Source organism: Mesorhizobium sp. BR1-1-2 (assembly GCF_020165435.1).
Lineage (GTDB): Bacteria > Pseudomonadota > Alphaproteobacteria > Rhizobiales > Rhizobiaceae > Mesorhizobium.
On sequence record NZ_JAIUID010000021.1, the window covers coordinates 26,029 to 51,730 of the forward strand.

Sequence of the window (25,702 nt, forward strand, 5' to 3'; positions counted from 1 at the left end):
TGCGAAAGTAGCCTTGACGGTTGGCATGTTGCGCCAGCCAGCACCTCAGGCACCGGGGTGGGGTTCGGCCACGTCGTGTTCGCCAGCAAAACCGTGCATATAGAACGCCCATTGCAATCCGATGACGGCTCCTTTCACCGGTTGCAGCAGTGCCACCGACAGCAGGATCGTCAGCGGAACCCAGATGGCGATGTGCTGCCAGGTGGAAAGGGTCGACGTCGCCTCCACGCCCATGAAGGCGCCGAGCACGATGTGGCCGACGATGACGATGACCAGATAGGCGGGCAGGTCGTCGGCCCGGTGGTGGTGCATCTCCTCGCCGCAGACGCTGCATGTCTCGACGGTCTTGGTGAAGCCGCGAAACAGCTTGCCTTCGCCGCAATGCGGGCAGCGGCCGAGCATGCCGCGCTTCATCGCCGTCCACAGCGGTCGCGCGATGCGGCCCGAATGATGTTCGCCGCCGAAAACCTGTTCTTCCGTGCCTCTTGCCATCATCGTCTCCTGCCGCGCGAGCCTGGGCGCGATTGTGACGCACGGGCGCGGCCTTTTGCCTTGTGAAACGACCTGACGGAGCCAGGCAGGGGCTTCGGGTCGGTCAACATCTCAAAGCGCATCGCGCCGGCCATCGGCGCCACCTCGACGAGACGAACCTCGACACGGTCCGCCAACTGATAACCCTTGCCCGAGCGTTCTCCGTAGAGCGAGCGGGCCGTTTCGTCGTATATATAGTAATCGCCGCCCAGAGTTGACACAGGGATGAAACCATCCGCGCCATACTGCGGCAATTGGACAAATAGTCCCGATTTGGTGACGCCCGAAATGCGGGCGTCGAAACGGTCGTCGATGCGCTCGGCGAGATAGGCTGATATCAGCCGGTCGACCGTGTCGCGTTCGGCCGCCATTGCACGGCGTTCTGTGCCGGAAATCAGCACCGAAACATCCTCGAGCCGCGCTTCCTCCTCCTGCGTCAGGCCGCCAGGGCCAAGGCCGAGTGCGGCGATAAGCCCGCGGTGCACGATGAGGTCGGCGTAGCGGCGGATCGGCGAGGTGAAATGCGCGTAGCGCCTGAGATTGAGGCCGAAATGGCCGATGTTCTTGGGCGAATATTCGGCCTGGCTTTGCGAGCGCAGCACCACCTCGTTGACCAGGCCTTCATTGTCGGCGCCGCGCACGCGCTCGAGAATGCCGTTGAACTGGGCGGGCCGCATCTGCGCGCCGCGCGCCAGCGACAGGCCCAGTGTCTGCAGAAATTCGCGCAGCGATTCCTGCTTGGCCAGCGAGGGGGCGTCGTGAGTGCGGTAGACCAGCGCCTGCTTCTTCGCCTCGAGCGTCTCGGCGGCGGCGACATTGGCTTGGATCATGAATTCTTCGATGAGCTTGTGGGCGTCGAGCCGTTCCGGCACGACGACGCGATCGACGGTGCCGTCCTCTTTCAGCAGGATCTTGCGCTCCGGCAGGTCGAGCTCCAGCGGCTGGCGGCCATCGCGTCCGCGCTTGAGGATCGCATAGGCATCCCATAGCGGCTTCAGCACCATGTCGAGGATCGGGCCGGTCTTGTCGTCAGGCACACCGTCGATCGCCGCCTGCGCCTGTGGATAGGCGAGCTTGGCCGCCGATTTCATCATCACGCGATGGAAGGAATGCCTGATCTTGCGCCCGTCCGCTGAGAAGGTCATGCGCACGGCGAGCGCCGGGCGATCCTGGCCTTCGCGCAGCGAGCAGAGATCGTTGGAGATGCGCTCGGGCAGCATCGGCACGACGCGGTCGGGGAAATAGACCGAGTTGCCGCGTTTCAGCGCTTCGCGGTCGAGTGCCGTGCCGTAGCGGACGTAAGCAGCCACGTCGGCGATGGCGACCGTGATGACCACGCCGCCGGGATTCTTCTCATCGACATCGGGCGTGGCAAACACCGCGTCGTCGTGGTCCTTGGCATCGGCCGGGTCGATGGTGACCAGCGGCAGGTCGCGCCAGTCCTCGCGGTTGGCTATCGTCGCAGGCTTGACGGCTTCGGCTTCGGCGATGACGTCGGCCGGGAAGACATGCGGAATGTCATGCGCGTGGATGGCGATCATCGAGACCGCCTTTTCGCTGGTCAGCGAGCCCAGCACGTTGAGTACTTTTGCTCTCGGCAAGCCATAGCGCGAGGCCCGCGCGGGCTCGACCTCGACAAGATCGCCGTTCTTGGCGCCGTTCTGGAATTCCTTGTCGACGATCAGTTCGGGTTGCCGGCGCTCCACCGGCTCGATGCGGAAACTGCCGTCCTGAAGCACCCGAAAGACGCCGAGAACGGCATCCGTGCGCTTCTCGAATATCTTCATCACCCGCCCGGTGTAGGCCGGGCCGCCCAAGGCGACGTTCGTGTCGTCGGCGGGAAAGGTCTTGGCCAGCACGCGATCGCCAATGCCAGGCGCCGGTCCGCCGCCGCTCCGCGACAGGCGGATGGAAACGATGGGGGGCGGTCCATTGGCGGTGTGTTCGGTGGGACGCGCCAGCAGCACGCCGTCGGCGTCGCGGTCGAAAATGTCGAGCACCGTGACATGGGGCAAGGCGCCAACGCGGGCCAGGCGCTTGCGTTCCTTGGTCAGGACGCCTTCGTCCTGCAGGTCGCGCAGGAGATCTTTTAGCCAGATGCGGTCCGGGCCGCGTAGCGCAAACGCCTTCGCGATGTCGCGTTTTCCAGCGCGATCGGGATTTTCGGCGATATAGCGCAGGATTTCGTCACGCGAGGGCCTGTAGTCGTCCTTGATCTTGGCCCTGGTGTCGGCGCTGCGCGGGTCGCCGTGGGTTCTTGCGGAGATCCTGCGCGCCACGCCGTTCTATCCCTTTTTCTTGGCGGCAGGCTTCTTGGCCGCCGTCTTCTTGGTAGCGGGCGCCTTGGCCGCCGCCGCTTTGCGGAAGGGCTTCTTGCCGCCGCCGCCCTTGGCTTCCTTCTCGGCGATCAGCGCCAGCGCATCCTCCATCGTCACGGATTGCGGATCCTTGCCCTTCGGCAGCGTGGCATTGACCTTGCCGAAATTGACGTAAGGCCCGTATTTGCCGTCGCGCACGACGATCTTGCCGCCGCCGTCGGGATGTTCGCCGAGCTCCTTGAGGGCTGCCGCAGTGCCGCCATTGCGGCCGCCCTTGCCCTTCAACTGCTTCTCGGCGATCACCGAAACGGCGCGGTTGAGCCCGATCGAGAACACATCCTCGATGCTGTCGAGATTGGCGTAGGTGCCGTCATGCAGCACGAAAGGCCCGTAGCGGCCGAGCCCGGCCGAGATCATCTTGCCGGTTTCCGGATGCTTGCCGACATCCCGCGGCAGGGAAAGCAGGGCAAGCGCCTTCTCATGGTCGATCGAATCGGGGGTCCAGCCCTTGGGCAAGCTGGAACGCTTGGCTTCCTTGCCGTCGCCACGCTGGATATAGGGACCGAAGCGGCCGCTGCGCAGCGTGATCTCCTCGGCCGTGTAGGGGTCCTTGCCGAGCACTTTGGTGCCGTCTTCGCCGCCGCCATTCTCGCCATTGGGGTTGGCGGCGTCGCCGAGCTGGCGGGTGAAGGAGCATTCGGGATAGTTCGAGCAGCCGACGAAGGCGCCGAACTTGCCGAGCTTCAGCGACAAATTGCCGGTGCCGCATTTGGGGCAGATGCGCGGATTGGAGCCGTCCTCCCGGGCAGGGAAGACCAGCGGCGCCAGTTCCTCGTTGAGCGCATCGAGCACGTCGGTAACACGCAGTTCCTTGATGTCGGCTACGGCGCCGGAAAAATCCTTCCAGAAATCGCGCAGAACGTCCTTCCAGGCGAGCTTGCCGTCGGAGATCTCGTCGAGCTTTTCTTCGAGCGATGCGGTGAAGTCATATTCGACATAACGCTCGAAGAAGCTTTCCAGGAAGGCCGACAGCAGCCGGCCCTTTGCCTGCGGCACCAGCCGGCGCTTGTCGATGGTGACATAGTCGCGGTCCTCGAGCGTCTTCAGGATCGCAGTGTAGGTCGATGGCCGGCCGATGCCGAGCTCCTCCAGCTTCTTGATCAGCGAAGCTTCGGAATAACGCGGCGGCGGCTCGGTCGTGTGCTGGGTGGCATTGATCGCATGGCGGGCAAGCTGCTCGCCGGCACGGATTTCGGGCAGGCGGCGGTTTTCCTCGTCCTCGGAATCATCGTCCTTCTGGTCGGTATAGGCGGCGATGAAACCATCGAAGCGCACGACCGAACCGACGGCGCGCAACTCGGCTGTGCGTGCGCCGTTGACCGCCTCGATCTCGACCGTGGTGCGCTCGATCTCCGCCGGCTGCATCTGGCTGGCGATAGCGCGTTTCCAGATCAATTCGTAGAGCCGCATCTGGTCGGCATCGAGATATTGCCTGACCGATGCCGGCGTGCGCATGAAATCTGTCGGGCGGATCGCTTCGTGCGCTTCCTGGGCGTTCTTGGCCTTGGTCGTGTACAGCCGCGGCTTTTCCGGCAGGTATTTCGGGCCGAATTCCTTGGCGATCGCATCGCGTGCGGCCGAGATCGCCTCGGGAGCCATCTGCACGCCGTCGGTTCGCATATAGGTGATCAGGCCGGTGGTTTCGCCGCCGATCTCCATTCCCTCATAGAGGCGCTGCGCTACCTGCATCGTGCGGTTGGCCGAAAAGCCGAGGCCAGACGAGGCGGCCTGCTGCAATGTCGAGGTGGTGAAGGGCGGGCCTGGATTGCGCTTGGTGGGTTTTGCCTCGACGGACAGCGCCTTGAAGGCGGCGCCCTCGAGCATCGCCTTGATGTCGTCGGCCTGCGCCTTGTTGGCGATGTCGAGCTTTTGCAATTTCTTGCGCTCGAAAGCGGTCAGGCGCGCCTCGAAGTTCTCGTTGCGCGGCGTGCCGAGGATGGCAGCGATCTGCCAATATTCCTCGCGGATGAAGCGTTCGATCTCGGATTCGCGGTCGCAGACCAGCCGCAAGGCGACCGACTGCACGCGGCCGGCGGAACGGGCTCCGGGGAGCTTGCGCCACAGTACCGGCGAGAGCGTGAAGCCGACGAGATAGTCGAGCGCCCGGCGGGCGAGATAGGCGTCGACCAGCGGCGCATCGATCTGGCGCGGATTGGCCATCGCCTCGAGCACCGAGCTCTTGGTGATGGCGTTGAAGACGACGCGGCTGACCGGCTTGTCCTTCAGCGCACGCTTCTGCCGCAAGACTTCCAGCACGTGCCAGGAAATGGCTTCGCCCTCGCGGTCCGGGTCGGTGGCGAGGATCAGGCCGTCGGCGTCCTTGACCGCCTTGGCGATGTCGGCGAGGCGCTTGCCGGAGGCCGTGTCGACCGCCCAGGACATGGCGAAATCCTCGTCGGGTCGCACCGAGCCGTCCTTGGCCGGCAAATCACGGACATGGCCGAACGAGGCCAGGACCTTGTAGTTCCTGCCGAGGTATTTGTTGATTGTCTTCGCCTTGGCCGGCGATTCGACGACGACGACGTCCATGAGGGCTCATATCAGCTGTGATGCGGCAGAAGAATTCCGCTGCGCGCGACGAAATCTCGGTTCTGTTCGTCGCTCACATGGCCGCGCTTTTGCATCCGGTCAAGGGGAAGCGGCCAAATTGCAAGAGTGCCGACAGCAATACACTCTAAGAGTGTATGGAGAAGATCACATTGTTGAGGGGTAACCAAGACAAATGGCTGGAGCGGTGAGGGGCGGCTCATATTGGCGCCGATGAGTCGTCGGTGACCCGGCAGACTGAGCCAAATGCCGCGCCAGCGCTACTGATGCATGCTGCCAGGCGTGGAGGCACGCCCGGCAGCACGTCGAAGTTAAGCCGGCTGCCTCAGTCGGCCTTGACGATATGCCAGACACCGCCGACGCCGTCACCGGACACATCGCCGGCCTTCTTGTCCTTGATGAAGGTGTAGACGGGCTTGCCGTCATAGGCCCACATCTTGGTGCCGTCGGTGCGGTCGACGACGGTCCATTCATCGTCCGCCTTGGCGCCGGCCTCGGCCTTCAGCGGCGGCCAGTTTGTGGCGCATTTGTCGTAGCAGTTGGTCTTGCCCTTCTCATCCTTGTCATAGGTGTAGAGCGTCATGCCATTGGTATCGGTGTAGATCTTGGTGCCGTTGACCTCAGCTTCCTTCCACGCCTCGGCGGCAAAGGAGGCGGCGGTGCTGAGCAGGAGCCCGGCCAGCCCTGCGGTTATAATTTTCATGGAAATCTCCCTGGCTGATATCTGGAGACGCGCGGAAAGTCGCGGTCTCGTTGTATCAACGCAATGCGCGGTTGCTTTCTTCCCGCCCGCGATGACTTGCCACACGATGGTGATTGGCGGACGAACCCGCGTGCCGCTATATCGTCGCCAGAACAATTGGAGCCTTTGGAATGGCGTTGGATATCGGCTATGTCAGCGCGGTCGGGGCAGGGGCGATCTCGTTCCTGTCACCTTGCGTGCTGCCGCTGGTGCCGCCCTATCTCTGCTACATGGCCGGCGTGTCGGTCGACGATTTTCGCGGCAATGCCGGAGCGGCCGCCAAAGCCGGCGCCCGCACCGCGCTGCTTTATTCCTCGATTGCCTTCGTGCTCGGCTTCTCGACCGTGTTCGTCGCGCTGGGCGCCGGCGCCTCGACTATCGGCCGCCTCCTGCGCGTGTGGCAGGAGCCGCTGGCGATGGGCGCCGGCGTGCTGATCATCCTGATGGGCCTGAATTTCCTCGGCATCCTGCGCATTCCGCTTTTGTCGCGCGAGGCGCGCTTCCAGTCGCAGGGCAAGCCCGCGAGCACTGTCGCAGCCTATGTCATGGGGCTGGCCTTCGCTTTCGGCTGGACGCCGTGCATCGGCCCGGTGCTGGGGCCGATCCTGACGCTGGCCGGCGGCCGCGAGACGGTGGGCGAGGGCGCATTGCTGCTCGCCGCCTATTCGCTCGGGCTGGGCATTCCGTTCCTGATCGCGGCGCTGTTTTCCGGCGCCTTCATGCGTTTCCTCGGCAAATTCCGCGTCCATCTCGGCCGCGTGGAGAAGGCGATCGGCGCATTGCTGGTCGTCGCCGGCGTGTTTTTCCTCACCGGCGGCGTGCAGACCGTATCCTATTGGCTGCTGGAGAATTTTCCGGTGCTGGGTCGCCTGGGGTAAGTAAAGCAACAGACGGTGCGCCTACTGATTAAAAGTCAGTTGCTCAACCACCTCACCGGAATTTAACCGCATTGGTGCAATATCGCGCCGCTGCTAGCATGCCTTGATTCCCAAACGCTTTTCCTATGGTTGTCCCTCCATGAGCCAGAGAACATGCCTGTCCATCATCCTCGCCGCCGGTGAAGGCACGCGCATGAAGAGCGCGCTGCCCAAGGTGCTGCACCAGATTGCCGGCCTGCCGATGGTCGCGCATGTCGTCAAGGCGGCCGAGGCGGCGGGTGCCGGCGACCTTGCGCTGGTGATCGGCCACGGCGCCGAGGAGATGCGCATGGCGGCGCAGAAATTCGCGCCGAAGGTAGAGGCTTTCGTGCAGGAAAAGCGACTCGGCACCGCGCATGCGGTGCTTGCCGCGCGCGCTGCGATATCAAAAGGTTACGACGATGTCCTCGTCATGTTCGGCGATACGCCGCTGATAGATCCGGACGCGCTGACGGCGGCGCGCCTGAAGCTGGCGCAAGGTGCTGCCGTCGTTGTCATCGGCTTTCGCACGGCGAACCCTACCGGCTATGGCCGCCTGATCGAAAAAGGTGGCAAGCTCGTCGCCATCCGCGAGGAAAAGGACTGCTCCGACGAGGAGAAGAAGATCACCTTCTGCAATGGCGGGCTGATGGCGATTGCCGGCGGCCAGGCGCTGAAGCTGCTCGACGCCGTCGGCAACAAGAACGCCAAGGGTGAGTATTATCTGACCGATATAGTGGAGATCGCCGGCGCGCAGGGCCTCGATGTCGTCGCCACCGAAGCCAGCTTCGAGAATGCACTCGGCATCAACAACCGCGCCGAGCTGGCGCAAGCCGAAGGCATCTGGCAGGCACGCCGCCGGCAGGAGGCGATGCTTTCGGGCGTGACGCTAATCGCGCCGGAGACCGTTTTCTTCTCGCACGACACCGAGATCGGCGCCGACACCATTGTCGAGCCGAACGTCTGGTTCGGCCCGGGCGTGAAGATTGCCGGCGGCGCCAGGATCCACGCCTTCAGCCATATCGAGGGCGCCATCGTCGCCGCTCATTGCGATGTCGGCCCCTTCGCGCGGCTGCGGCCGGGCGCGGACCTCAAGCAGAAGGCCAAGGTCGGCAATTTCTGCGAGGTCAAGCAGGCCGTGATCGAGGAGGGCGCCAAGGTCAACCATCTGACCTATATCGGCGACGCACGGGTGGGAGCAGGCGCCAATATCGGCGCCGGCACGATCACCTGCAATTATGATGGCTATCTGAAGCACTTCACCGATATCGGCGAGGGCGCCTTTGTCGGCTCGAATTCCTCACTTGTGGCTCCGGTCACCATCGGCAATGGCGGCTATATCGCCTCGGGCAGCGTCATCACCGAAAGCGTGCCCGACGATGCGCTGGCCTTCGGCCGCGCCCGCCAGAAGACGATCCCCGGCAAAGGCAAGGAATTGCGCGAACGCTTCGCGTCGGCCGCCGCTGCCAAAAAGAGGTAAACCCAGTCTTCAAAAACTGAACGATTGCAGTAACTGGATTGCAAGTGCCCTGTGTCATGATGCATGCGTACGAGACTGTTCCCATTACACGGAACGAAACGCAAAGTGACTTTCGCGGCAGCCCGGCAATCCGTAGATAGCGCCGGCTTCTGCGGGAAATTGGGGACGTCTGCATGTGCGGTATCGTTGGAATTGTCGGCCATTCGCAGGTTGCGCCGCTCATCGTCGATGCGCTGAAGCGGCTTGAATATCGCGGCTACGATTCGGCCGGCGTTGCCACCATAGAGAAGGGGGCGCTTGGCCGCCGCCGCGCTGAAGGCAAGCTCGTCAATCTGGAACGCCGGCTGAAGGACGAGCCTCTCGACGGCACGATCGGCATCGGTCACACCCGCTGGGCCACGCATGGCGTCCCGAACGAGACCAACGCGCATCCGCATTTCTCCGATGGCGTCGCCATCGTCCACAATGGCATCATCGAGAACTTCGCCGAACTGCGCGACGAGTTGATCCGCGACGGCTATTCCTTCTCGTCGCAGACCGATACCGAGGTTGTCGCGCATCTGATGGCGCGGGAAGTCGCCAAAGGCTTGAAGCCGGTCGATGCCGCGCACAAGGCGCTCAAACGGCTGGAAGGCGCCTTTGCGCTGGCTATCATGTTCACGGGCGACGAGGACCTCATCGTCGGCGCCCGCAACGGCCCGCCGCTGGCGGTCGGCCATGGCGATGGCGAGATGTTCCTGGGCTCCGACGCCATCGCGTTGGCCCCGTTCACCAATTCGATCACCTATCTGGAAGACGGCGATTGGGCGGTGGTGCGCCGCAGCGGCGTCGCCATCTTCGACATCGACGGCAAAAAGGTCGACCGCAAGCGCCAGCAGTCGCTCTCGACCAGCTTCATGGTCGACAAGGGCAATCGCCGTCACTTCATGGAGAAGGAAATCCATGAGCAGCCGGAGGTGATCTCGCACACGCTGGCGCATTATGTCGATTTTGTTTCCGGCGCCTCCAAGCCGCTCGACCTGCCATTCGACTTCGCCACCATCCACCGGCTGGCGATTTCGGCCTGCGGCACTGCTTATCTGGCCGGACTCATCAGCAAATACTGGTTCGAACGCTACGCGCGGCTGCCGGTCGACATCGATGTCGCCTCCGAATTTCGCTACCGCGAAATGCCGCTGTCGAAGAACGACGCCGCCTTCTTCATCTCGCAGTCGGGCGAGACCGCCGACACGCTGGCCTCGCTGCGCTATTGCCGCAAGGCCGGCATGAAGATCGGCGCCGTCGTCAACGTGCGGGAATCGACCATGGCGCGCGAATCCGACGTCATCCTGCCGACGCTGGCCGGGCCGGAGATCGGCGTCGCCTCGACCAAGGCCTTCACCTGCCAGTTGTCGGTGCTGGCCTCGCTCGCCGTCCGGGCAGGCGTGGCACGCGGCACGATTTCGCGGGACGAGGAAAAGTCGCTGGTCCGGGCGCTTTCCGAGGCGCCTCGCTATGCCAACCAGGTGCTCAAGCTCGAAGAGCAGATCGAACGGATCGCGCGTGAACTGTCGCGCTACAAGGACGTGCTCTATCTCGGACGCGACACCAATTTCCCGCTCGCCATGGAAGGCGCGCTGAAGCTCAAGGAGATCTCTTACATTCACGCCGAAGGCTATGCCGCGGGCGAGTTGAAGCACGGGCCGATCGCCCTCATCGACGAGAACATGCCGGTCATCGTCATCGCGCCGCATGACCGCATTTTCGAGAAGACGGTGTCCAACATGCAGGAAGTGGCGGCGCGCGGCGGCAAGATCATCCTGATCACCGACGCCAAGGGCGCCGCGCAGGCGAGCGTGAAGACGATGGACACGATCATCCTACCGGACGTGCCGGAAATCATCTCGCCGATCATCTATGCGCTGCCGATCCAGATGCTGGCCTATTTCGCCGCCGTGTTCATGGGCACCGATGTCGACCAGCCGCGCAATCTGGCGAAATCGGTGACGGTGGAGTAGCACTGTCCCTGTTCGCCTCGCGCCCAGTAATTCGAAGTCCAACTGGCGATGGCCTCTTCTTTCGTCATCGAAGCGACGGATGCTTCGGCTAATCGCGAATGGAAGCAGCTTCCATTTGGAACACTGAAAGCCACGCCATAAGCGAGCTCTTTAAAAACTTCGCAGTTCCAAAGCGCTTAGCGGTTCATTAATGTCGCGCTGTAGGCAGCGCTCCCGGTGAACCATGTCAGATGCTCTCAAGACCTCCGGCATGACCCGGCTGAGGAACTATTTCCTCACGGGCTTCGTGGTCTGCGCGCCGCTTGCGATCACCGCTTATATAGCGTGGTCCTTCATCGGTTGGGTGGATTCCTGGGTCAAACCCTATATTCCGGCACGCTATAGTCCCGATACCTACCTGCCGTTCCCAGTTCCGGGGTTCGGACTGATCGTGGCGCTCGTCCTTATCACGCTGATCGGGTTCATGACCGCCAATATCGTCGGCCGCGCCATCGTCAATTTCGGCGAGCGCCTGCTTGGCCGCATGCCGCTGGTGCGGGGCATCTATCGCTCGCTGAAGCAGATTTTCGAGACCGTGCTGTCGAACAAAGGCGACATGTTCCGCCAGGTCGGCTTGGTCGAGTATCCGCGCAAGGGGGTCTGGTCGCTGGTGTTCGTGGCCAGCGAAAAGGAAACCGAGATCAACCAGAAGCTTGACCAGGAAGGCGATCCGCTGACCGCTGTCTTCATGCCCTGCACGCCTAATCCGACGACGGGCTTCCTGATGTATGTGCCGAAGTCGGACATCGTGCTGCTCGACATGACGATCGAGGATGGCGCCAAGCTGATCGTCTCGGCCGGGCTGGTGGCGCCGGAGGTGAAAACGAAGCTGGTGACGCTGAATGGCGAGCCGATCACGGGCACCCTGGCCAATCCGCCGCTCGGGCCTTATCCCGCCCGCAGGAGCCGCACCGCCTCGTCGCGGCCGAACAAGTAGAGCAGCAGGCGCAGCGCTTCGCCGCGCTCGGTCTGCAGGTCCGGATCGCGTGACAGGATCAGCCTTGCGTCATCGCGGGCCGCTTCAAGCAGGTCCGCATGCGCCTCGATGCGCGCGACCTGGAAGCCCGGCGTGCCGGACTGACGGGTGCCAAGCAATTCGCCTTCGCCGCGCAGCTTTAGGTCCTCCTCGGCGATCACGAAGCCATCCTCGGTCTCGCGCATCACCGACAGGCGCCGCTTGGCCGTTTCGCCGAGCGGATCCTTGTAGAGCAGCACACAGGACGAAGGCTTGTCGCCGCGCCCGACGCGGCCGCGCAACTGGTGCAGCTGGGCGAGGCCGAAACGTTCGGCATGTTCGATGACCATGATGGTGGCGTCCGGCACGTCGACGCCGACCTCGATGACGGTTGTGGCAATCAAGATACGTGTCTCGCCCTGTTTGAAGGCGCGCATCGCTTCGTCCTTCTCGGCGCCCTTCATGCGGCCGTGGACAAGGCCGATCCGGTCGCCGAACAGCGGCTTCAAGGAAGCAAAGCGGTCTTCGGCCGACATCAGCTTTATCTCTTCGGATTCTTCCACAAGCGGGCATATCCAGTAGATTTTCTGGCCGCCGGCCACCGCTTCCACCATGCGCTCGACGAGCTCGTCGAGCCGCTCAAGCGGCAGTGTGACCGTGCGGATCGGCTGCCGGCCGGCGGGCTTTTCCGTCAGCTTGGAGACGTCCATGTCGCCGAAGGCGGTCAGCACCAGCGTGCGCGGGATTGGGGTTGCCGTCATCACCAGCATGTCCGGCGCGTCGCCCTTGGCGGTGATGGCAAGCCGCTGGTGGACGCCGAAGCGGTGCTGCTCGTCCACGACGGCAAGGACCAGATCGTGGAATGCCACCGTTTCCTGAAACAGCGCGTGGGTGCCGATGATGATGTCGATCTCGCCGCTGGCCAGCCCCGCCAGCGTTTCGGTGCGCTCGCGGCCCTTTTCGCGACCGGTGAGGATCGCCGTGCGCATGCCTGCCTGTTCCGCCAAAGGGGCGATCGTCGCCAGATGCTGGCGCGCCAGGATTTCGGTCGGCGCCATCAGGGCAGCCTGGCCGCCAGCCTCGACGGCACGCGCCATGGCCAGCAGCGCGACGACCGTCTTGCCGGAGCCGACATCGCCCTGCAGGAGGCGCAGCATGCGTTCGGGGTCGGCGAGGTCGGCATTGATTTCGGCGAGCGCGAATTCCTGGGACGCGGTCAACGAATAAGGCAGGACCGCGCGCAGCTTCTCGACGATCCGGCCGTCGCCGGTGAGTGGCCGACCGGACAGCCTGCGGACCCTCGACCGGACCAGGGCCAGCGACACCTGGCCCGCCAGCAACTCGTCATAGGCAAGACGCCGCCATGCGGCGCCTTCGATGGCGACATCGATCGGGTCCGCGGGATGATGGATGCGGGCCAGCGCGTCACCGAAAGACGGGAAACTCTGGCGGCGCATGAAAGCGCCATCCTGCCACTCCGGCAGCTCCGGCAGACGGCCGAGCGCCTGGCCGATGGCGCGGCGCAGCACCTTGCCGGACAGTCCTGCCGTGAGAGGATAGACCGGCTCGACCAGCGGCAGGTTTTCGGCGTCGCCGGCCAAGGCAATATGATCCGGATGGACCATGGTCGGGCGCCCGTTGAACCATTCCATGCGGCCGGAAACCACAACATGCTCGCCAACCGGCATTGATTTTTCCAGATAGGCAGCGTGGGCGTGGAAGAAGGTCAGCGCCACTTCGCCGGTATCGTCATGGGCGTAGACCCGGTAAGGCACCGACCTGTTGCCGCGCGGCGGCGGCTGGTGGCGGTCGATGCGCAGGTCTAGCGTTACGATGGCGCCTTCGGCCGAGCCGGCAATGCCCGGCCGGTTGCGACGGTCGATGACGGTATGCGGCAGCACGAACAGGAGATCGCCGGCACGCGCCGCCCGATCGCCGAGATCGGCCGCGACGACCTTTTCGATCAGCGCGCCGACCTTCGGCCCGACACCCGCGAGCGACGTGATCGGGACGAAAAGCGGGTCGAGGATGGAAGGACGCATTAGTGCTGCGCCGGTTTGGAAGCTGGATAGGCCGAGTTCCTTCGCGCCCCCCTCTGTCCTGCCGGACATCTCCCCCACGAGGGGGGAGATTGGCAGCTTCGGCGTGGTGCCCGTTCTGCAACGTTGAAGATTGGCGAAAGCGGAACCGCCGTCCGATCTCCCCCCAAGTGGGGGAGATGTCCGGCAGGACAGAGGGGGGCGCGAAGGAATGCAGTCATTTCAAGTTGATTGTCGGGTGTCTTACTTTGCCTTGCAAGGCTGACACCGATCTCTATCCACGCTATATGCGCCGCAGCAAGTGAGGATGCGGCACAATGACGGGAACGAAACGATCAAGCGAGGGGCTCGACGCCCGCCGCCGCAAGCTCTTGTTCCGCTCCTGGCACCGTGGCATGCGCGAGATGGACCTTATCCTCGGCACTTTCGCCGATGCCGAAATCGGCGCCTTGACCGGCGACGAAATCGACCAGTATGAAAAGCTCCTCGATATTCCCGACACCGAATTCCTGCCCTTGATCACCGGCGAACGTCCTGTTCCCGCCGACATCGATTGTGCGGTCCTGCAAAAAATCGTGGCTTCACGCCGGACAATGACCTTTTGAAGAACGTTTCCATGAGCCTCATTCCCACCATCGGCTTGCCGAAAGGCCGCGCCGGCCAGTTCATCGTCGACGGCGTCGCCGACGGCTATGAAGCCTTCGCGCTGGTGCAGGCGGCGCACGAAATCGCGCCCGACAAGCCCGTGCTGTTCGTGGCGCGCGACGGGCAGCGCCTGCCGGCAATCACAGAGGCGCTGGCCTTTGCCGCTCCCGGCCTGCCGGTGCTGGAACTGCCCGCCTGGGACTGCCTGCCCTATGACCGCGTCTCGCCCGGTTCGGACGCGGCCGCCCGGCGGCTCGACGCGCTCGCCGCCATGATCGCGCTGGCGAGGAAGCCGCATCGCGCCGTCATTCTCACCACCGCCAATGCGCTGCTCCAGCGCATCCCGCCCGCGGACCTTGTCGAGGCACAGACCTTTCACGCCAAACCTGGCAACCAGATCGATATGAACGCGCTGGTGTCGCGGCTGGAGGCATCGGGCTTCGAGCGGGTGCCGACGGTACGCGGCATCGGCGAGTTCGCCGTGCGCGGCGGCATCCTTGACCTTTTCGCACCCGGCTGGACCGAGGCGCTGAGGCTCGATTTCTTCGGCGATACGCTGGAATCGATCCGCGTCTTCGATGTGGCTACCCAGCGCACCACCGGGCAGCGCAAGTCCATGGCGCTGCAGGCGATGAGCGAGGTGGCGCTGACGCCGGAGACGATCAGCCGCTTCCGCCGCGCCTACATCGAAGCGTTCGGGGCGCCGTCGCGTGACGATGGGCTTTACGCCGCGGTCAGCGAAGGCCGGCGCTTCGCGGGCATGGAACACTGGCTGCCGTTCTTCTACGAGCGGTTGGAGACCGTGTTCGACTACCTGCCGGACACGCCGGTCGTTTTCGACCATCTGGCACATGAAGCGCTTGCCGAACGCCACACTCTGATCCTCGATCATTACGAGGCGCGCAAGAAGCAGGCCGAAGGTGCGCTGAAGGACGCGGTGCCCTACAAGCCGGTGGCGCCGGACCTGCTGTACCTTTCGCCGGAAAATCTCGTCGCTTCACTCGGACCGCGCGAAGCGATCGACTTCACGGCCTTCGACGCCCCCGATGCGGGCGCCAAAAAGGTCTTCCATGCCGGCTCGCGCCATGGTCGCAGCTTCGCGGAAGAGCGCGCCGACCCGAACGTCAATGTCTTTGACGTCGTGGTGAAGCACATTGCCGACGAACGTGCGGCACGCCGCCGCGTCATTGTCGCCGGCTGGACGGAGGGTTCGCTCGACCGGCTCGGCCAAATTCTCGCCGAACATCATCTGGGCAATCTTGCGCCGGTGGCGACCTTGGCGGAAGCGGAGAAACTCGAGCCTGGGCAGGCGGCGTTGGCCGTGCTGCCGCTGGAATCCGGTTTCGAGACCGAAAGATTGGTCGTCGTCGCCGAACAGGACATTTTGGGCGACCGGCTGATCCGGCGCTCCAAGCGCAAGAAGCGCGCGTCCGACTTCATTGCCGAAGCCTCGGCCCTGTCGGCTGGCGACATCGTCGTCCATGCCGACCACGGCATTGGCCGCTTCATCGGCCTGCGCACCATCGAAGCCGTCGGGGCGCCGCATGATTGCCTGGAAATCCACTATGCCGGCGACGACCGCCTGTTCCTGCCGGTGGAAAACATCGAGCTCCTGTCGCGCTACGGCTCCGATACAGCCGAGGCGACGCTCGACAAGCTCGGCGGTGGAGCCTGGCAATCGCGCAAGGCGCGGCTGAAGAAACGCCTGCTCGACATGGCAGGGCAGTTGATCCGCATCGCCGCCGAACGGCAGATGCGCGCGGCACCCCCGCTGGTGCCGGCGGAAGGCCTCTACGGCGAGTTCGCCGCGCGCTTCCCCTATGAGGAGACCGATGACCAGCAGACGGCGATCGATTCCGTCAGGGACGATCTGGCGGCCGGCAAGCCGATGGACCGGCTGATCTGCGGCGATGTCGGCTTCGGCAAGACGGAAGTCGCGCTGCGCGCCGCCTTCATCGCGGCGATGGAAGGTTTCCAGGTGGCGGTCGTCGTGCCGACGACCCTGTTGTCGCGCCAGCACTTCAAGACCTTCTCGCAGCGCTTTTCCGGCCTGCCGATCCGCGTCGCCCAGGCATCGCGGCTGGTGGGCGCAAAGGACCTGGCAGAGACCAAGAAGGGCATCGCCGAAGGGACGGTGGATATCGTGGTCGGCACCCACGCGCTGCTCGGCAGCGCGATCTCATTCAAGAATCTCGGCCTGCTGATCATCGATGAGGAGCAGCATTTTGGCGTCAAGCACAAGGAGCGGCTGAAGGACCTGAAGACCGACGTCCACGTGCTGACGCTGTCGGCGACGCCTATCCCGCGCACGCTGCAACTGGCGCTGACCGGCGTGCGCGAACTGTCGCTGATCGCCACGCCGCCGGTTGACCGCATGGCGGTGCGCACCTTCATCTCGCCCTTCGATCCGCTGGTCATTCGCGAGACGTTGTTGCGCGAGCGTTATCGCGGCGGCCATTCCTTCTATGTCGTGCCGCGCATCAGCGATCTGGCGGAAATCCATGATTTCCTGAACCAATCCGTGCCGGAACTGAAGGTGGCAGTGGCCCATGGCCAGATGCCGCCGGGCGAGCTCGACGACATCATGAACGCCTTCTACGACGGCCAGTACGACGTTCTCTTGTCGACCACCATCGTCGAATCCGGCCTCGACATCCCGACCGCCAACACGCTGATCGTCCACCGCGCCGACATGTTCGGCCTGTCGCAGCTCTATCAGTTGCGCGGCCGTGTCGGGCGCTCGAAAGTGCGCGCCTATGCGCTGTTCACGCTGCCGGCCAACCGCAAGCTGACCGACACCGCCGAACGCCGGCTGAAAGTGCTGCAGTCGCTGGACACGCTGGGCGCCGGCTTCCAGCTCGCCAGTCATGATCTCGACATCAGAGGCGCAGGCAATCTGCTCGGCGAAGAGCAGTCCGGCCACATCAAGGAGGTCGGCTTCGAACTCTACCAGCAGATGCTGGAGGAGGCGGTCGCGGAGGTGAAGGATTCCGGCGAGGTGCTGGATGGCGGCTGGTCGCCGCAGATCGCCGTGGGCACGGCGGTGATGATCCCGGAGAGCTATGTGCCGGACCTGCAGCTCAGGCTGGCGCTCTATCGGCGCCTCGGCGACCTTGAGACCACCGAGGAAATCGATGCTTTCGGCGCCGAGCTGATCGACCGTTTCGGCCCGCTGCCGGAGGAGGTGAAGCATCTCCTCAAGATCGTCTTCATCAAGGCGCTCTGCCGCAAGGCGAATGTCGAGAAGCTCGACGCCGGGCCGAAGGGCGTCGTCATCCATTTCCGCAAGCGCGAATTTTTCAACCCGGTCGGGCTGGTCAAATTCATCGGCGAGCAAGGTTCGCTGGCCAAGATCCGGCCGGACCAAAGCGTCGTCTTCACCCGCGACTGGCCAACGGCGGAAAAGCGTTTGGCAGGCTCGGCTGTCGTCATGACGCAACTGGCGCGGCTGGTGGAGAAGGCGGCGTAGCCGGTCCGCACCATTCGCCAGCGCTGAAATTCCGGTCTAGAATAGGAAATCGGCTTCGTGTATGGAGCCGCCACCCCACATGGGGGCTGAAAATGGCGGGCGAGGGTGCTCGCCGGAAAGAGCGTTGGGTGCAGCGATGACGAAATGGTCGCCGAATTCGTGGAGGGCAAAGCCGATCAAGCAGGTCCCGGCTTATCCGGACCTTGCCGCGCTGAAGAACACGGAGGCCCAGCTCGCCACCTTTCCGCCGCTGGTTTTTGCCGGTGAAGCGCGCAAGCTGAAGAAGCAGCTGGCCAGCGTCGCTGCCGGCGAGGCATTCCTGCTCCAGGGCGGGGACTGCGCCGAGAGTTTCGCCGAACATGGCGCGGACAATATCCGCGACTTCTTCCGCGTCTTCCTGCAAATGTCGGTGGTGCTGACCTTCGCCGGTGCGCAGCCGGTGGTGAAGATCGGCCGCGTTGCGGGCCAGTTCGCCAAGCCGCGCTCGTCCGACAACGAGACCAAGGGCGAGGTGACGCTGCCGAGCTATCGCGGCGATATCATCAACGGCATTGAATTCGACGCCAAGTCGCGCATTCCCGATCCTGCCCGCCAGGAGATGGCGTACCGCCAGTCAGCGGCGACGCTCAACCTTCTGCGCGCCTTCGCGCAGGGCGGCTATGCCAGCCTGGAGAATGTGCATCGCTGGATGCTCGGCTTCGTCTCCGACAGCCCGCAAGGCGAGAAATACGAGTCGCTCGCCAATCGCATCACCGAGACGATGGATTTCATGCGCGCGGTCGGCATCACCTCCGAGACCAATTTCGCGCTGCGCGAGACCGATTTCTATACCAGCCATGAGGCGCTGCTGCTCGGCTACGAGGAGGCGCTGACGCGTGTCGATTCCACCTCCGGCGACTGGTACGCGACGTCTGGCCACATGATCTGGATCGGCGACCGCACCCGCCAGCCGGACCATGCGCATGTCGAATATTGCCGCGGCATCAAGAACCCGCTCGGCCTGAAATGCGGCCCATCGCTGACGCCGGACGGCTTGCTGGAACTGATCGATCTGCTCAACCCCGAGAACGAGCCGGGCAGGCTGACGCTGATCGCCCGCTTCGGCTCCGACAAGGTCGCCGACCATCTGCCGAAGCTGGTGCGCGCCGTGCAGAAGGAAGGCCGCAGCGTCGTCTGGTCGTCAGACCCCATGCATGGCAACACGATCGAGGCGGCCGGGTACAAGACGCGGCCGTTCGACCGCATCCTGAAGGAGGTGCAGACCTTCTTCGAGGTGCACCGCGCCGAAGGCACGCATCCGGGCGGCATCCATGTCGAGATGACCGGCAAGAACGTGACCGAATGCACCGGCGGCGCCCGCGCCATCACCGCCGAGGAATTGCAGGACCGCTATCACACCCATTGCGACCCGCGTCTCAATGCCGACCAGGCCATCGAACTGGCGTTCCTGGTGTCGGACCTGCTCAAGAAGAGCCACCCTGTGCAACACAAGCAGGTCGCCAACGGCTGAATTCTGCCCTCATCCAAAGCAGTTCACAGGAAAACGCTTCCTGCCGAAAAATCAGTCTTGCTTGTAGAGCAGCCAGCTCTTGCCGGCGCGGCCCGCCATTGTCGAATGCCTGGTCACGCGGTTACGTCCGCTGACCTTTGAGCGGTAAAGCGCCCGGTCTGCCTTGCTGTAGAGGTCTTCGGGGCCCTCGGCTTCGGATGCCATGCAGATGCCCATCGAGACGGTGACGGTGCCATAATTCATGCCGGTCTGGCTGCTGGTGAAAGGCGACTGTTCGATCAGCGCGCGAAGGCGTTCGGCGATTTCGTAGGTGGCGTCCTCGCTTGCGCCCTCGACGATGAGCGCGAATTCCTCGCCGCCGGTGCGGGCGACGAACATGTCGGCGCGAATGCTGGACTGGAATATATCGGCGATGATCTGGAGGATCTTGTCGCCGACGGGATGGCCGTACCTGTCGTTGATGTCCTTGAACCGATCGATGTCGGCGAGGATCAATGCGTTGAACAGGATGCCTTTGTTGCTGTTGTAGATCCTGGTGATTTCCTTGTCGAAGGCGCGACGGTTCCAGATTTGCGTCAGGGGATCGGTGTCGGCCAGGCGCTTGTATTCCTCGAGCTTGGACTTGACGCTTTCCAGTTCCGCGGTCTTGTCGCTGAGCGTCGAGGCAACTTGCCGGCCATGATCGATCGTCGAATTGGTGGCGACCGCCATGGCGTTGACGATCTTCTGCAGAACATCCGGCGACAGCAAGCTGTTTCTGCCTAGTCCGCTCGACGTCTCGTTGAGGATCCTGCCGTATTTCTCGATGTGGCTGCGCTCGCTCCTCAGCAGCGAAGCGATGTCCTCGAGTTCGTTGGCGATCACTTCCCTGGCATGCTCGACGATGCCGGAGCCATGGTTCTGGGCAAAGATGGTGCGTCCGATCCGGTCGAGGTCGTCCTGTGTCGGTCGGCCGCTCAGCGACACGACGGCAAGGCTGAGCTCGCGATTGGATCCGCTCAGGGCTTCGTAGAATATCTCGTAATTGCGTGGCAGACCGAGCACGCCGAGCTGGCGCATTGTGGCGAGGACGGTGCTCGCAATATCGGTGCTTCGTTCGCTCTGGACGGCTGCCGGCTGCATGTTCTGTTCACTCTTCCCCGGGGAACACGCTGCGACAGTCGCAGGCATCCAATGTCGCCGACCTGGGGAACGCTGGCCATTCCAGTCCATCTTGCGAAAAGGCGCGTCCCCACTCACGACTTTCGCTTGTGAGGATCATAAATGCAGCAGCGCTAAAGTTTCCTTAATCCGCTGAATCCGGCCTGTTTTCCTCTGATTCCGGCTGTACAGGCCTTCATTAGTGAACAAACAATTCCCGAACGCGCCAAATGCATGTCGCATTTTCTTGCGCGCAGCCACCGAAAAGCTGGGATCCTGTCAGCAGCGATTTCTTTTGGGATGGTGCGATGAGTGAAAATCATACGGGATCGTGTCTCTGCGGGGCGGTTCGCTTCAGGACGCGAGGGCCGTTGCGCGGCGTCATCTATTGCCATTGCTCGCAATGTCGCAAGCAGAGTGGACATTTCTATGCCGCAACCAATGTCCCGGACGCCAATATCGATATCGACGGCGCCGACAACATCACCTGGTATGAGGCGTCCGCCTTCGCCGGGCGCGGTTTTTGCAAGACATGCGGATCGCTGCTTTTCTGGAAACCGCGGGACGACGCCTATGTTTCGGTTCTGGCGGGATCGTTCGATGAACCGACAGGCCTCGAGGGCCAATGCCACATATTCGTGGATGACAAGGGCGATTATTATTCGATCGACGACGCGCTGCCTCAATTCGAGAAGTCGACCCCATCGGTGAAGGTCGCCGACGAATGAATTTTGGGTGAGACAGCTTATTCCATTAATCGGGCCATTGCTTTATCCCGTGCCGGTGATTCGCAAAGGGGTTTGGCATGCAGCGGCTGATCGACGCTTATTTCAACTCGCTGCGGGCGTTCCGCAAGCTGGCTGCAACTGAAAAGGCTTTCCAGCAGGAGCTGGCGCTGCTCGCCCTTGCCTTTCCGCTCGGCTGGTTCGTTTCGGTGTCGTGGCGCGGCTACGCGCTGCTGATCGGCGCGGTGCTGCTCTTGATCATGGTCGAGGTGCTGAACACGGGCATCGAAGCGGCCTGCGATGCCTTCAGCCGCGAATTCAATGTCGACATCCAGCTGGCCAAGGACTGCGGTTCGCTGGCGGTGCTGATCTCCGTGGCGATCGTCGCCGGCGTCTGGGGCATCGCGATCATCGAGCGTATCGTCGGGCTGCCGATCTGAGCTTTCGACCGCCGGCCGACCATCAGTTTTCCCTGGCGCGTTCCTTTCGGGCGAAATGGCGGGCGATGAGCCAGGCGAATACGGCCACGGCCAGGCCGATAGCCAGGCCCACCAATATCCGCTCATGGCGAAGCAGCGCCTGGCCGATGAAATGCTCGGCGCCCAACCCGAAGACATAGCCGATGGTGCTGAACAGCACCGCCCAGACCGCCGAGGAAATGGCGTTCAAGACGATGAAGCGGGGTGCTGCGATGTTCGACAGGCCGGCCGCGATGCCACCGACCAGGCGCATCCCATAGACGTAGCGGTTCGACAGCACGAAGATGTTGGGATGGGTGTTGAGCAGACGATAGGCGCGGCGGAAGCCGGGTCGCTTGCGCAACCCGACGACGTAGCGATGGTCCGCGAAACTTCTCCCCAGGATGAAGAAGCATGTGTCGCCGGCGAAGGCGCCAAGCGCTGCCACGACGACAGTCTGCCAGAGGATGAAGATATGCTGATGGGCGAAGAAGCCGCCGAGTATGGCGGCACTCTCGCCCTCGGCGACACAGCCCAGAAAAACGGCGATCAGCCCGTATTGTTCGATGAAATGATGGATCGCGTCGCTCATGACGGCGATTGCTGCGACAGCCTGTCGTCGATCCGCTTGACCAGTTCGGCCAACCGCACGATCTCGTCGCGCATGCCGATAATCTGGCCGTGGCGCATTTCGTCCAGCTTTTCGTGCAGCGCCATGATCTCGATCTCGGCCTTCAGATTGACCTCGTAGTCGTGGGCGGCATCGATGCGGTCGCGCTCGGTCTGACGGTTCTGCGCCATCATGATCACCGGCGCCTGCAGCGCCGCGACCATGGACAGGACGAGATTGAGGAAGATGAAGGGGTAGGGATCGAAGGCGTCGCGCGTCAGAAGCCAGGCATTGCCTGATGTCCAGACGATCAGGAAGGCAATGAAACCGAGGATGAAGGTCCAGGAGCCGCCGATGCGGGCAATGGTATCGGCAAGGCGGTCGCCAAAGGTCTGGTGGAAGGCGACGGCCTTGTTGGTGTCCCTCGAGATCGTGGTGCGCTCGAGGGTCGACTGCAGCACCCGATTCTCCAGGGCACTGAGACCATCCGGCTTTCGTCTCAGCCAGCGGTTCGCAAGATCGTCGATCGTCTTGTTCATGGCCGTCTCCAAGGCTTGGCTGGCGATAGAGGTAGAGGCTGCCGGCCCGCGCGGGAAGTGCTAGATTGAGGGAACCGGAGGGACTTATGGCCGACTTCAGGAAAATTCGCGCTCGCGCCGCAAAGCGCAAGGGCGGCGAGGAGGAACTGGTCTCGCTGCTCGGGCCGATTCCCGACAACGCCGCCGTGGCCGATATCGGGGACGACCGGATTCTGTCGACGATGGCCGAGCGCGTGTTCGCCGCCGGTTTCGTCTGGCGCGTCATCGAGCAGAAATGGCCTGGATTCGAAGAGGCGTTCCTGCGCTTCGAGCCGAGGCGGTTGCTGTTCCAGCCTGACGATTTCTGGCACGAACTGGCGTCCGACCAGCGCATCGTGCGCAATCCACAGAAGATCAAATCCGTTCGCGACAACGCTGCCTTCGTCGAGCGCGTGTCGAAAGAGCATGGCGGCTTTGGCACATTCCTCGCCGAGTGGCCCGCCGACGACCAGGTCGGGCTGATGGCCTATCTCGGCAAGCATGGCAGCCGGCTCGGCGGCAACACCGGCCAGTATTTCCTGCGCTGGCTGGGTTGGGACGCCTTCGTCATTTCGGCCGACATGGCGGCCGCCCTTCGCGACGCCGGGCTCGATATCGCCGAAAGCCCGACGTCGAAGAAGGATCTCGACAAGATCCAGGCCCAGGTCAACCGATGGGTTGCGGATACCGGTCTGCCGCGCCGGCACATTTCGCGCATCCTGGCGATGTCGATCGGCGAGAACCATTCGCCTCAAGCGCTGCGCGACTATATGGGCGACGACTGATGCCGAAATTGGCCCAAGCGAACGCCATTGCGGGGCGAATTTTGCCGCGCTAAGTCAGCAGCATGACCAAGAAGCCCGACATACTGCGCATCGCCGTTGCCCAGCTCAACCCGACAGTCGGCGACGTCGCCGGCAATCTCGCCAAGGCCCGCGAGGCGAGGGCGGATGCCGCGCGTCAAGGCGCCGATCTCGTGCTCTACACCGAGCTTTTCCTCGCCGGCTATCCGCCGGAGGATCTGGTGCTGAAACCGGCCTTCCTGAAGGCCTGCGAGCGGGCGGCGCAGGAGATCGCCGCCGACACCGCCGATGGCGGTCCCGGCGTCATCATCGGCACGCCGCTAAAGCGCAAGACGGGCACCCACAACTCCATCGTCTTCGCCGATGGCGGCAAGATCATCGCCGAGCGCTATAAGCTCGATCTGCCGAATTATGGCGAGTTCGACGAGAAGCGCGTCTTCCAGGCCGGACCGGAGATCCAGGGGCCCGTCAATTTCCGCGGCGTGCGTCTGGGAATCCCGATCTGCGAGGACATCTGGGGCGAGGTCGGCGTCTGCGAGACGCTGGCCGAGAGCGGCGCGGAAATCCTGCTTGTGCCGAACGGCTCGCCCTACTACCGCGCCAAGATCGATGTGCGCCACCAGGTCGTCATCCGCCAGGTTATCGAATGCGGGCTGCCGATGATCTATGCAAACCAGCTCGGTGGCCAGGACGAGCTGGTCTTCGACGGCGCGTCGTTTGCCATAGGTGCCGACAAGCGGCTTGCTTTCCAGATGAGCCAGTTCGAGGAGGCGGTCGACATCACCACCTGGAGACGACAGGGCGAAAACTGGGTCTGTTCGGAAGGACCGATGTCGAAGATCCCCGAACGGGAGGAGGCCGACTACCGCGCCTGCATGCTGGGCTTGCGCGACTACGTCAACAAGAACGGGTTCAAGAACGTCGTGCTTGGCCTGTCGGGCGGCATCGATTCGGCCATCTGCGCGGCCCTTGCGGTCGACGCGCTCGGCGAGGAGCGGCTGCGCGCGGTGATGATGCCTTACCGCTACACGTCGAAGGATTCGCTCAAGGACGCTGAGGACTGTGCCCGCGCACTCGGCTGCCGCTATGACATCGTGCCGATCTTCGAGCCTGTCGAAGGGTTTCTGCATGCGCTGACGCAGCTTTTCGAGGGCACCAAGGAAGGCATCACCGAGGAGAACTTGCAGAGCCGCGCCCGCGGCACCATCCTGATGGCGATTTCCAACAAGTTCGGCTCGATGGTGGTTACGACAGGCAACAAGAGCGAGATGTCGGTCGGCTATGCCACGCTCTACGGCGACATGAACGGCGGCTTCAATCCGATCAAGGATCTGTACAAGATGCAGGTCTATGCACTGTCGCGCTGGCGCAACAGCCATGTGCCGCCGGGCGCGCTCGGACCATCGGGCGAGGTGATCCCGAAGAACATCATCGACAAGGCGCCGTCGGCGGAACTGCGCGAGAACCAGACCGACCAGGATTCGCTGCCGCCCTATCCGGTGCTGGACGACATCCTCGAATGCCTGGTCGAGAACGAGATGGGCGTCGACGACATCGTCGCGCGCGGCCATGACCGGGCGACGGTGACGCGCATCGAGCACCTGCTCTACGTCGCCGAATACAAGCGCCGGCAGGCGGCGCCCGGCGTGAAGATCACCAGGAAGAATTTCGGCCGCGACCGCCGCTATCCCATCACCAACCGGTTCCGGGATCGCGGCTAGACACCGTTCCGCCGAAAGGTCTTGCGATGCCTGAGTGTGAAATCAGCTTCGACCTGTCGCGGATCGATTTCCGGGCGACCTCGGACCTGTTGATGGCCAGCTATTGGGGCGGCGGACGCAGTGACGAGACCCACCGCCGGGCCTTCGCTAATTCGCTCTGCGTCGGCGCTTATGTCGAAGGCAAACAGGTCGGCTTCGGCCGGGCGATCACCGACCGCACGGTGTTTGCCTATCTCGCCGATATCATCGTCTGGCCCCAATATCGCGGCCAGGGTATAGGCCTGCGACTGGTGCGGGCGCTCATCGATCATCCCGAACTCGGCACCGTTTCGCACTGGAGCCTGTCGACCAGTGACGCGCATGGGGTTTATGAGAAATTGGGCTTCAAGCCGTCGACCGATGGGCGGTACATGCGCCTCGACCGCGCACCGCCTGCCGGATGAGCGGCGTGCGCGACGGA

The 25,702-nt window shown here is 63.4% G+C and carries 20 protein-coding genes; 12 read left to right on the forward strand and 8 right to left on the reverse strand.

Annotated features, from left to right (window positions below; translation table 11 throughout):
* Window positions 1–45: 45 nt before the first annotated feature.
* The 4 genes from LB551_RS27775 to LB551_RS27790 form a co-directional block, all read right to left on the reverse strand.
* A complete protein-coding gene (locus LB551_RS27775) occupies window positions 46–492 on the reverse strand; it encodes a DUF983 domain-containing protein (protein ID WP_140548125.1) in 447 nt (148 codons plus the stop codon).
* Window positions 492–2,810 carry a ribonuclease R gene (rnr, locus tag LB551_RS27780; protein WP_224661191.1) on the reverse strand — a complete coding sequence of 773 codons (2,319 nt, stop codon included), beginning with the start codon at window positions 2,808–2,810 and terminating at the stop codon, window positions 492–494. The genes LB551_RS27775 and rnr overlap by 1 nt, the downstream gene beginning before the upstream one ends.
* A gap of 6 nt (window positions 2,811–2,816) precedes the next feature.
* Window positions 2,817–5,438, reverse strand: coding sequence for a type I DNA topoisomerase (gene topA / locus LB551_RS27785; RefSeq protein ID WP_224661192.1), 2,622 nt, complete (start codon window positions 5,436–5,438; stop codon window positions 2,817–2,819).
* 343 nt (window positions 5,439–5,781) lie between these two features.
* Entirely contained in the window at window positions 5,782–6,159 is a 378-nt protein-coding gene (locus LB551_RS27790) for a hypothetical protein (protein WP_224661193.1), read from the reverse strand.
* 170 nt (window positions 6,160–6,329) lie between these two features.
* Here LB551_RS27790 and LB551_RS27795 point away from each other — a divergent pair, with 170 nt between their 5' ends.
* The 4 genes from LB551_RS27795 to LB551_RS27810 all read left to right on the forward strand — a co-directional run bounded on the left by LB551_RS27795 (window position 6,330) and on the right by LB551_RS27810 (window position 11,547).
* Entirely contained in the window at window positions 6,330–7,076 is a 747-nt protein-coding gene (locus LB551_RS27795) for a cytochrome c biogenesis CcdA family protein (protein ID WP_140548133.1), read from the forward strand.
* Window positions 7,077–7,215: 139 nt separating this feature from the next.
* Window positions 7,216–8,574 (forward strand): bifunctional UDP-N-acetylglucosamine diphosphorylase/glucosamine-1-phosphate N-acetyltransferase GlmU, encoded by a 1,359-nt coding sequence (glmU, locus tag LB551_RS27800; protein WP_224661194.1) that lies wholly within the window; start codon window positions 7,216–7,218, stop codon window positions 8,572–8,574.
* A 173-nt stretch (window positions 8,575–8,747) separates the two neighbouring features.
* Window positions 8,748–10,571, forward strand: a complete 1,824-nt coding sequence (gene glmS, locus LB551_RS27805) for a glutamine--fructose-6-phosphate transaminase (isomerizing) (protein WP_224661195.1) — start codon at window positions 8,748–8,750, stop codon at window positions 10,569–10,571.
* Window positions 10,572–10,794: 223 nt separating this feature from the next.
* Window positions 10,795–11,547, forward strand: coding sequence for a DUF502 domain-containing protein (locus tag LB551_RS27810; protein WP_140525397.1), 753 nt, complete (start codon window positions 10,795–10,797; stop codon window positions 11,545–11,547).
* Here the strand turns inward: LB551_RS27810 and recG are convergent.
* Window positions 11,499–13,607: an ATP-dependent DNA helicase RecG gene (gene recG / locus LB551_RS27815; RefSeq protein ID WP_224661196.1), complete on the reverse strand. Its 2,109-nt coding sequence runs from the start codon at window positions 13,605–13,607 to the stop codon at window positions 11,499–11,501. The genes LB551_RS27810 and recG overlap by 49 nt on opposite strands.
* A gap of 314 nt (window positions 13,608–13,921) precedes the next feature.
* On the opposite strand from recG, the gene LB551_RS27820 reads away from it, so the two are divergent.
* The 3 genes from LB551_RS27820 (at window position 13,922) to LB551_RS27830 (ending at window position 19,228) form a co-directional block, all read left to right on the forward strand.
* Window positions 13,922–14,209 (forward strand): succinate dehydrogenase assembly factor 2, encoded by a 288-nt coding sequence (locus LB551_RS27820; protein ID WP_140548142.1) that lies wholly within the window; start codon window positions 13,922–13,924, stop codon window positions 14,207–14,209.
* A gap of 11 nt (window positions 14,210–14,220) precedes the next feature.
* Window positions 14,221–17,718, forward strand: a complete 3,498-nt coding sequence (gene mfd, locus LB551_RS27825; RefSeq protein ID WP_224661197.1) for a transcription-repair coupling factor — start codon at window positions 14,221–14,223, stop codon at window positions 17,716–17,718.
* A gap of 136 nt (window positions 17,719–17,854) precedes the next feature.
* Window positions 17,855–19,228, forward strand: a complete 1,374-nt coding sequence (locus LB551_RS27830; protein WP_224624759.1) for a class II 3-deoxy-7-phosphoheptulonate synthase — start codon at window positions 17,855–17,857, stop codon at window positions 19,226–19,228.
* A gap of 51 nt (window positions 19,229–19,279) precedes the next feature.
* Here LB551_RS27830 and LB551_RS27835 read toward each other — a convergent pair whose 3' ends face one another.
* Entirely contained in the window at window positions 19,280–20,350 is a 1,071-nt protein-coding gene (locus LB551_RS27835) for a GGDEF domain-containing protein (protein WP_224661198.1), read from the reverse strand.
* A 326-nt stretch (window positions 20,351–20,676) separates the two neighbouring features.
* Between LB551_RS27835 and LB551_RS27840 the strand changes: the two genes are divergently transcribed.
* A complete protein-coding gene (locus LB551_RS27840) occupies window positions 20,677–21,096 on the forward strand; it encodes a GFA family protein (protein WP_224661199.1) in 420 nt (139 codons plus the stop codon).
* Window positions 21,097–21,173: 77 nt separating this feature from the next.
* Window positions 21,174–21,533, forward strand: a complete 360-nt coding sequence (locus tag LB551_RS27845; RefSeq protein ID WP_140548152.1) for a diacylglycerol kinase — start codon at window positions 21,174–21,176, stop codon at window positions 21,531–21,533.
* Window positions 21,534–21,555: 22 nt separating this feature from the next.
* Here the strand turns inward: LB551_RS27845 and LB551_RS27850 are convergent, their stop codons facing one another.
* Together LB551_RS27850 and LB551_RS27855 are read right to left on the reverse strand one after the other, a co-directional pair.
* Window positions 21,556–22,143, reverse strand: a complete 588-nt coding sequence (locus LB551_RS27850; RefSeq protein WP_224661200.1) for a DedA family protein — start codon at window positions 22,141–22,143, stop codon at window positions 21,556–21,558.
* The gene (locus tag LB551_RS27855) at window positions 22,140–22,700 is read right to left on the reverse strand and encodes a DUF1003 domain-containing protein (RefSeq protein ID WP_140548156.1); all 561 of its coding nucleotides are present in this window, start codon (window positions 22,698–22,700) and stop codon (window positions 22,140–22,142) included. The genes LB551_RS27850 and LB551_RS27855 overlap by 4 nt, the downstream gene beginning before the upstream one ends.
* Window positions 22,701–22,786: 86 nt before the next feature.
* Here LB551_RS27855 and LB551_RS27860 point away from each other — a divergent pair, with 86 nt between their 5' ends.
* The 3 genes from LB551_RS27860 (at window position 22,787) to LB551_RS27870 (ending at window position 25,685) form a co-directional block, all read left to right on the forward strand.
* Window positions 22,787–23,503: a DNA-3-methyladenine glycosylase I gene (locus tag LB551_RS27860; protein ID WP_224661201.1), complete on the forward strand. Its 717-nt coding sequence runs from the start codon at window positions 22,787–22,789 to the stop codon at window positions 23,501–23,503.
* A gap of 62 nt (window positions 23,504–23,565) precedes the next feature.
* On the forward strand, window positions 23,566–25,242 hold the full coding sequence (locus LB551_RS27865; protein WP_224661202.1) for an NAD+ synthase: 1,677 nt from the start codon (window positions 23,566–23,568) through the stop codon (window positions 25,240–25,242).
* Between the two features lie 26 nt (window positions 25,243–25,268).
* Window positions 25,269–25,685, forward strand: coding sequence for a GNAT family N-acetyltransferase (locus LB551_RS27870; protein ID WP_224661203.1), 417 nt, complete (start codon window positions 25,269–25,271; stop codon window positions 25,683–25,685).
* The last annotated feature ends 17 nt before the right edge of the window (window positions 25,686–25,702 follow it).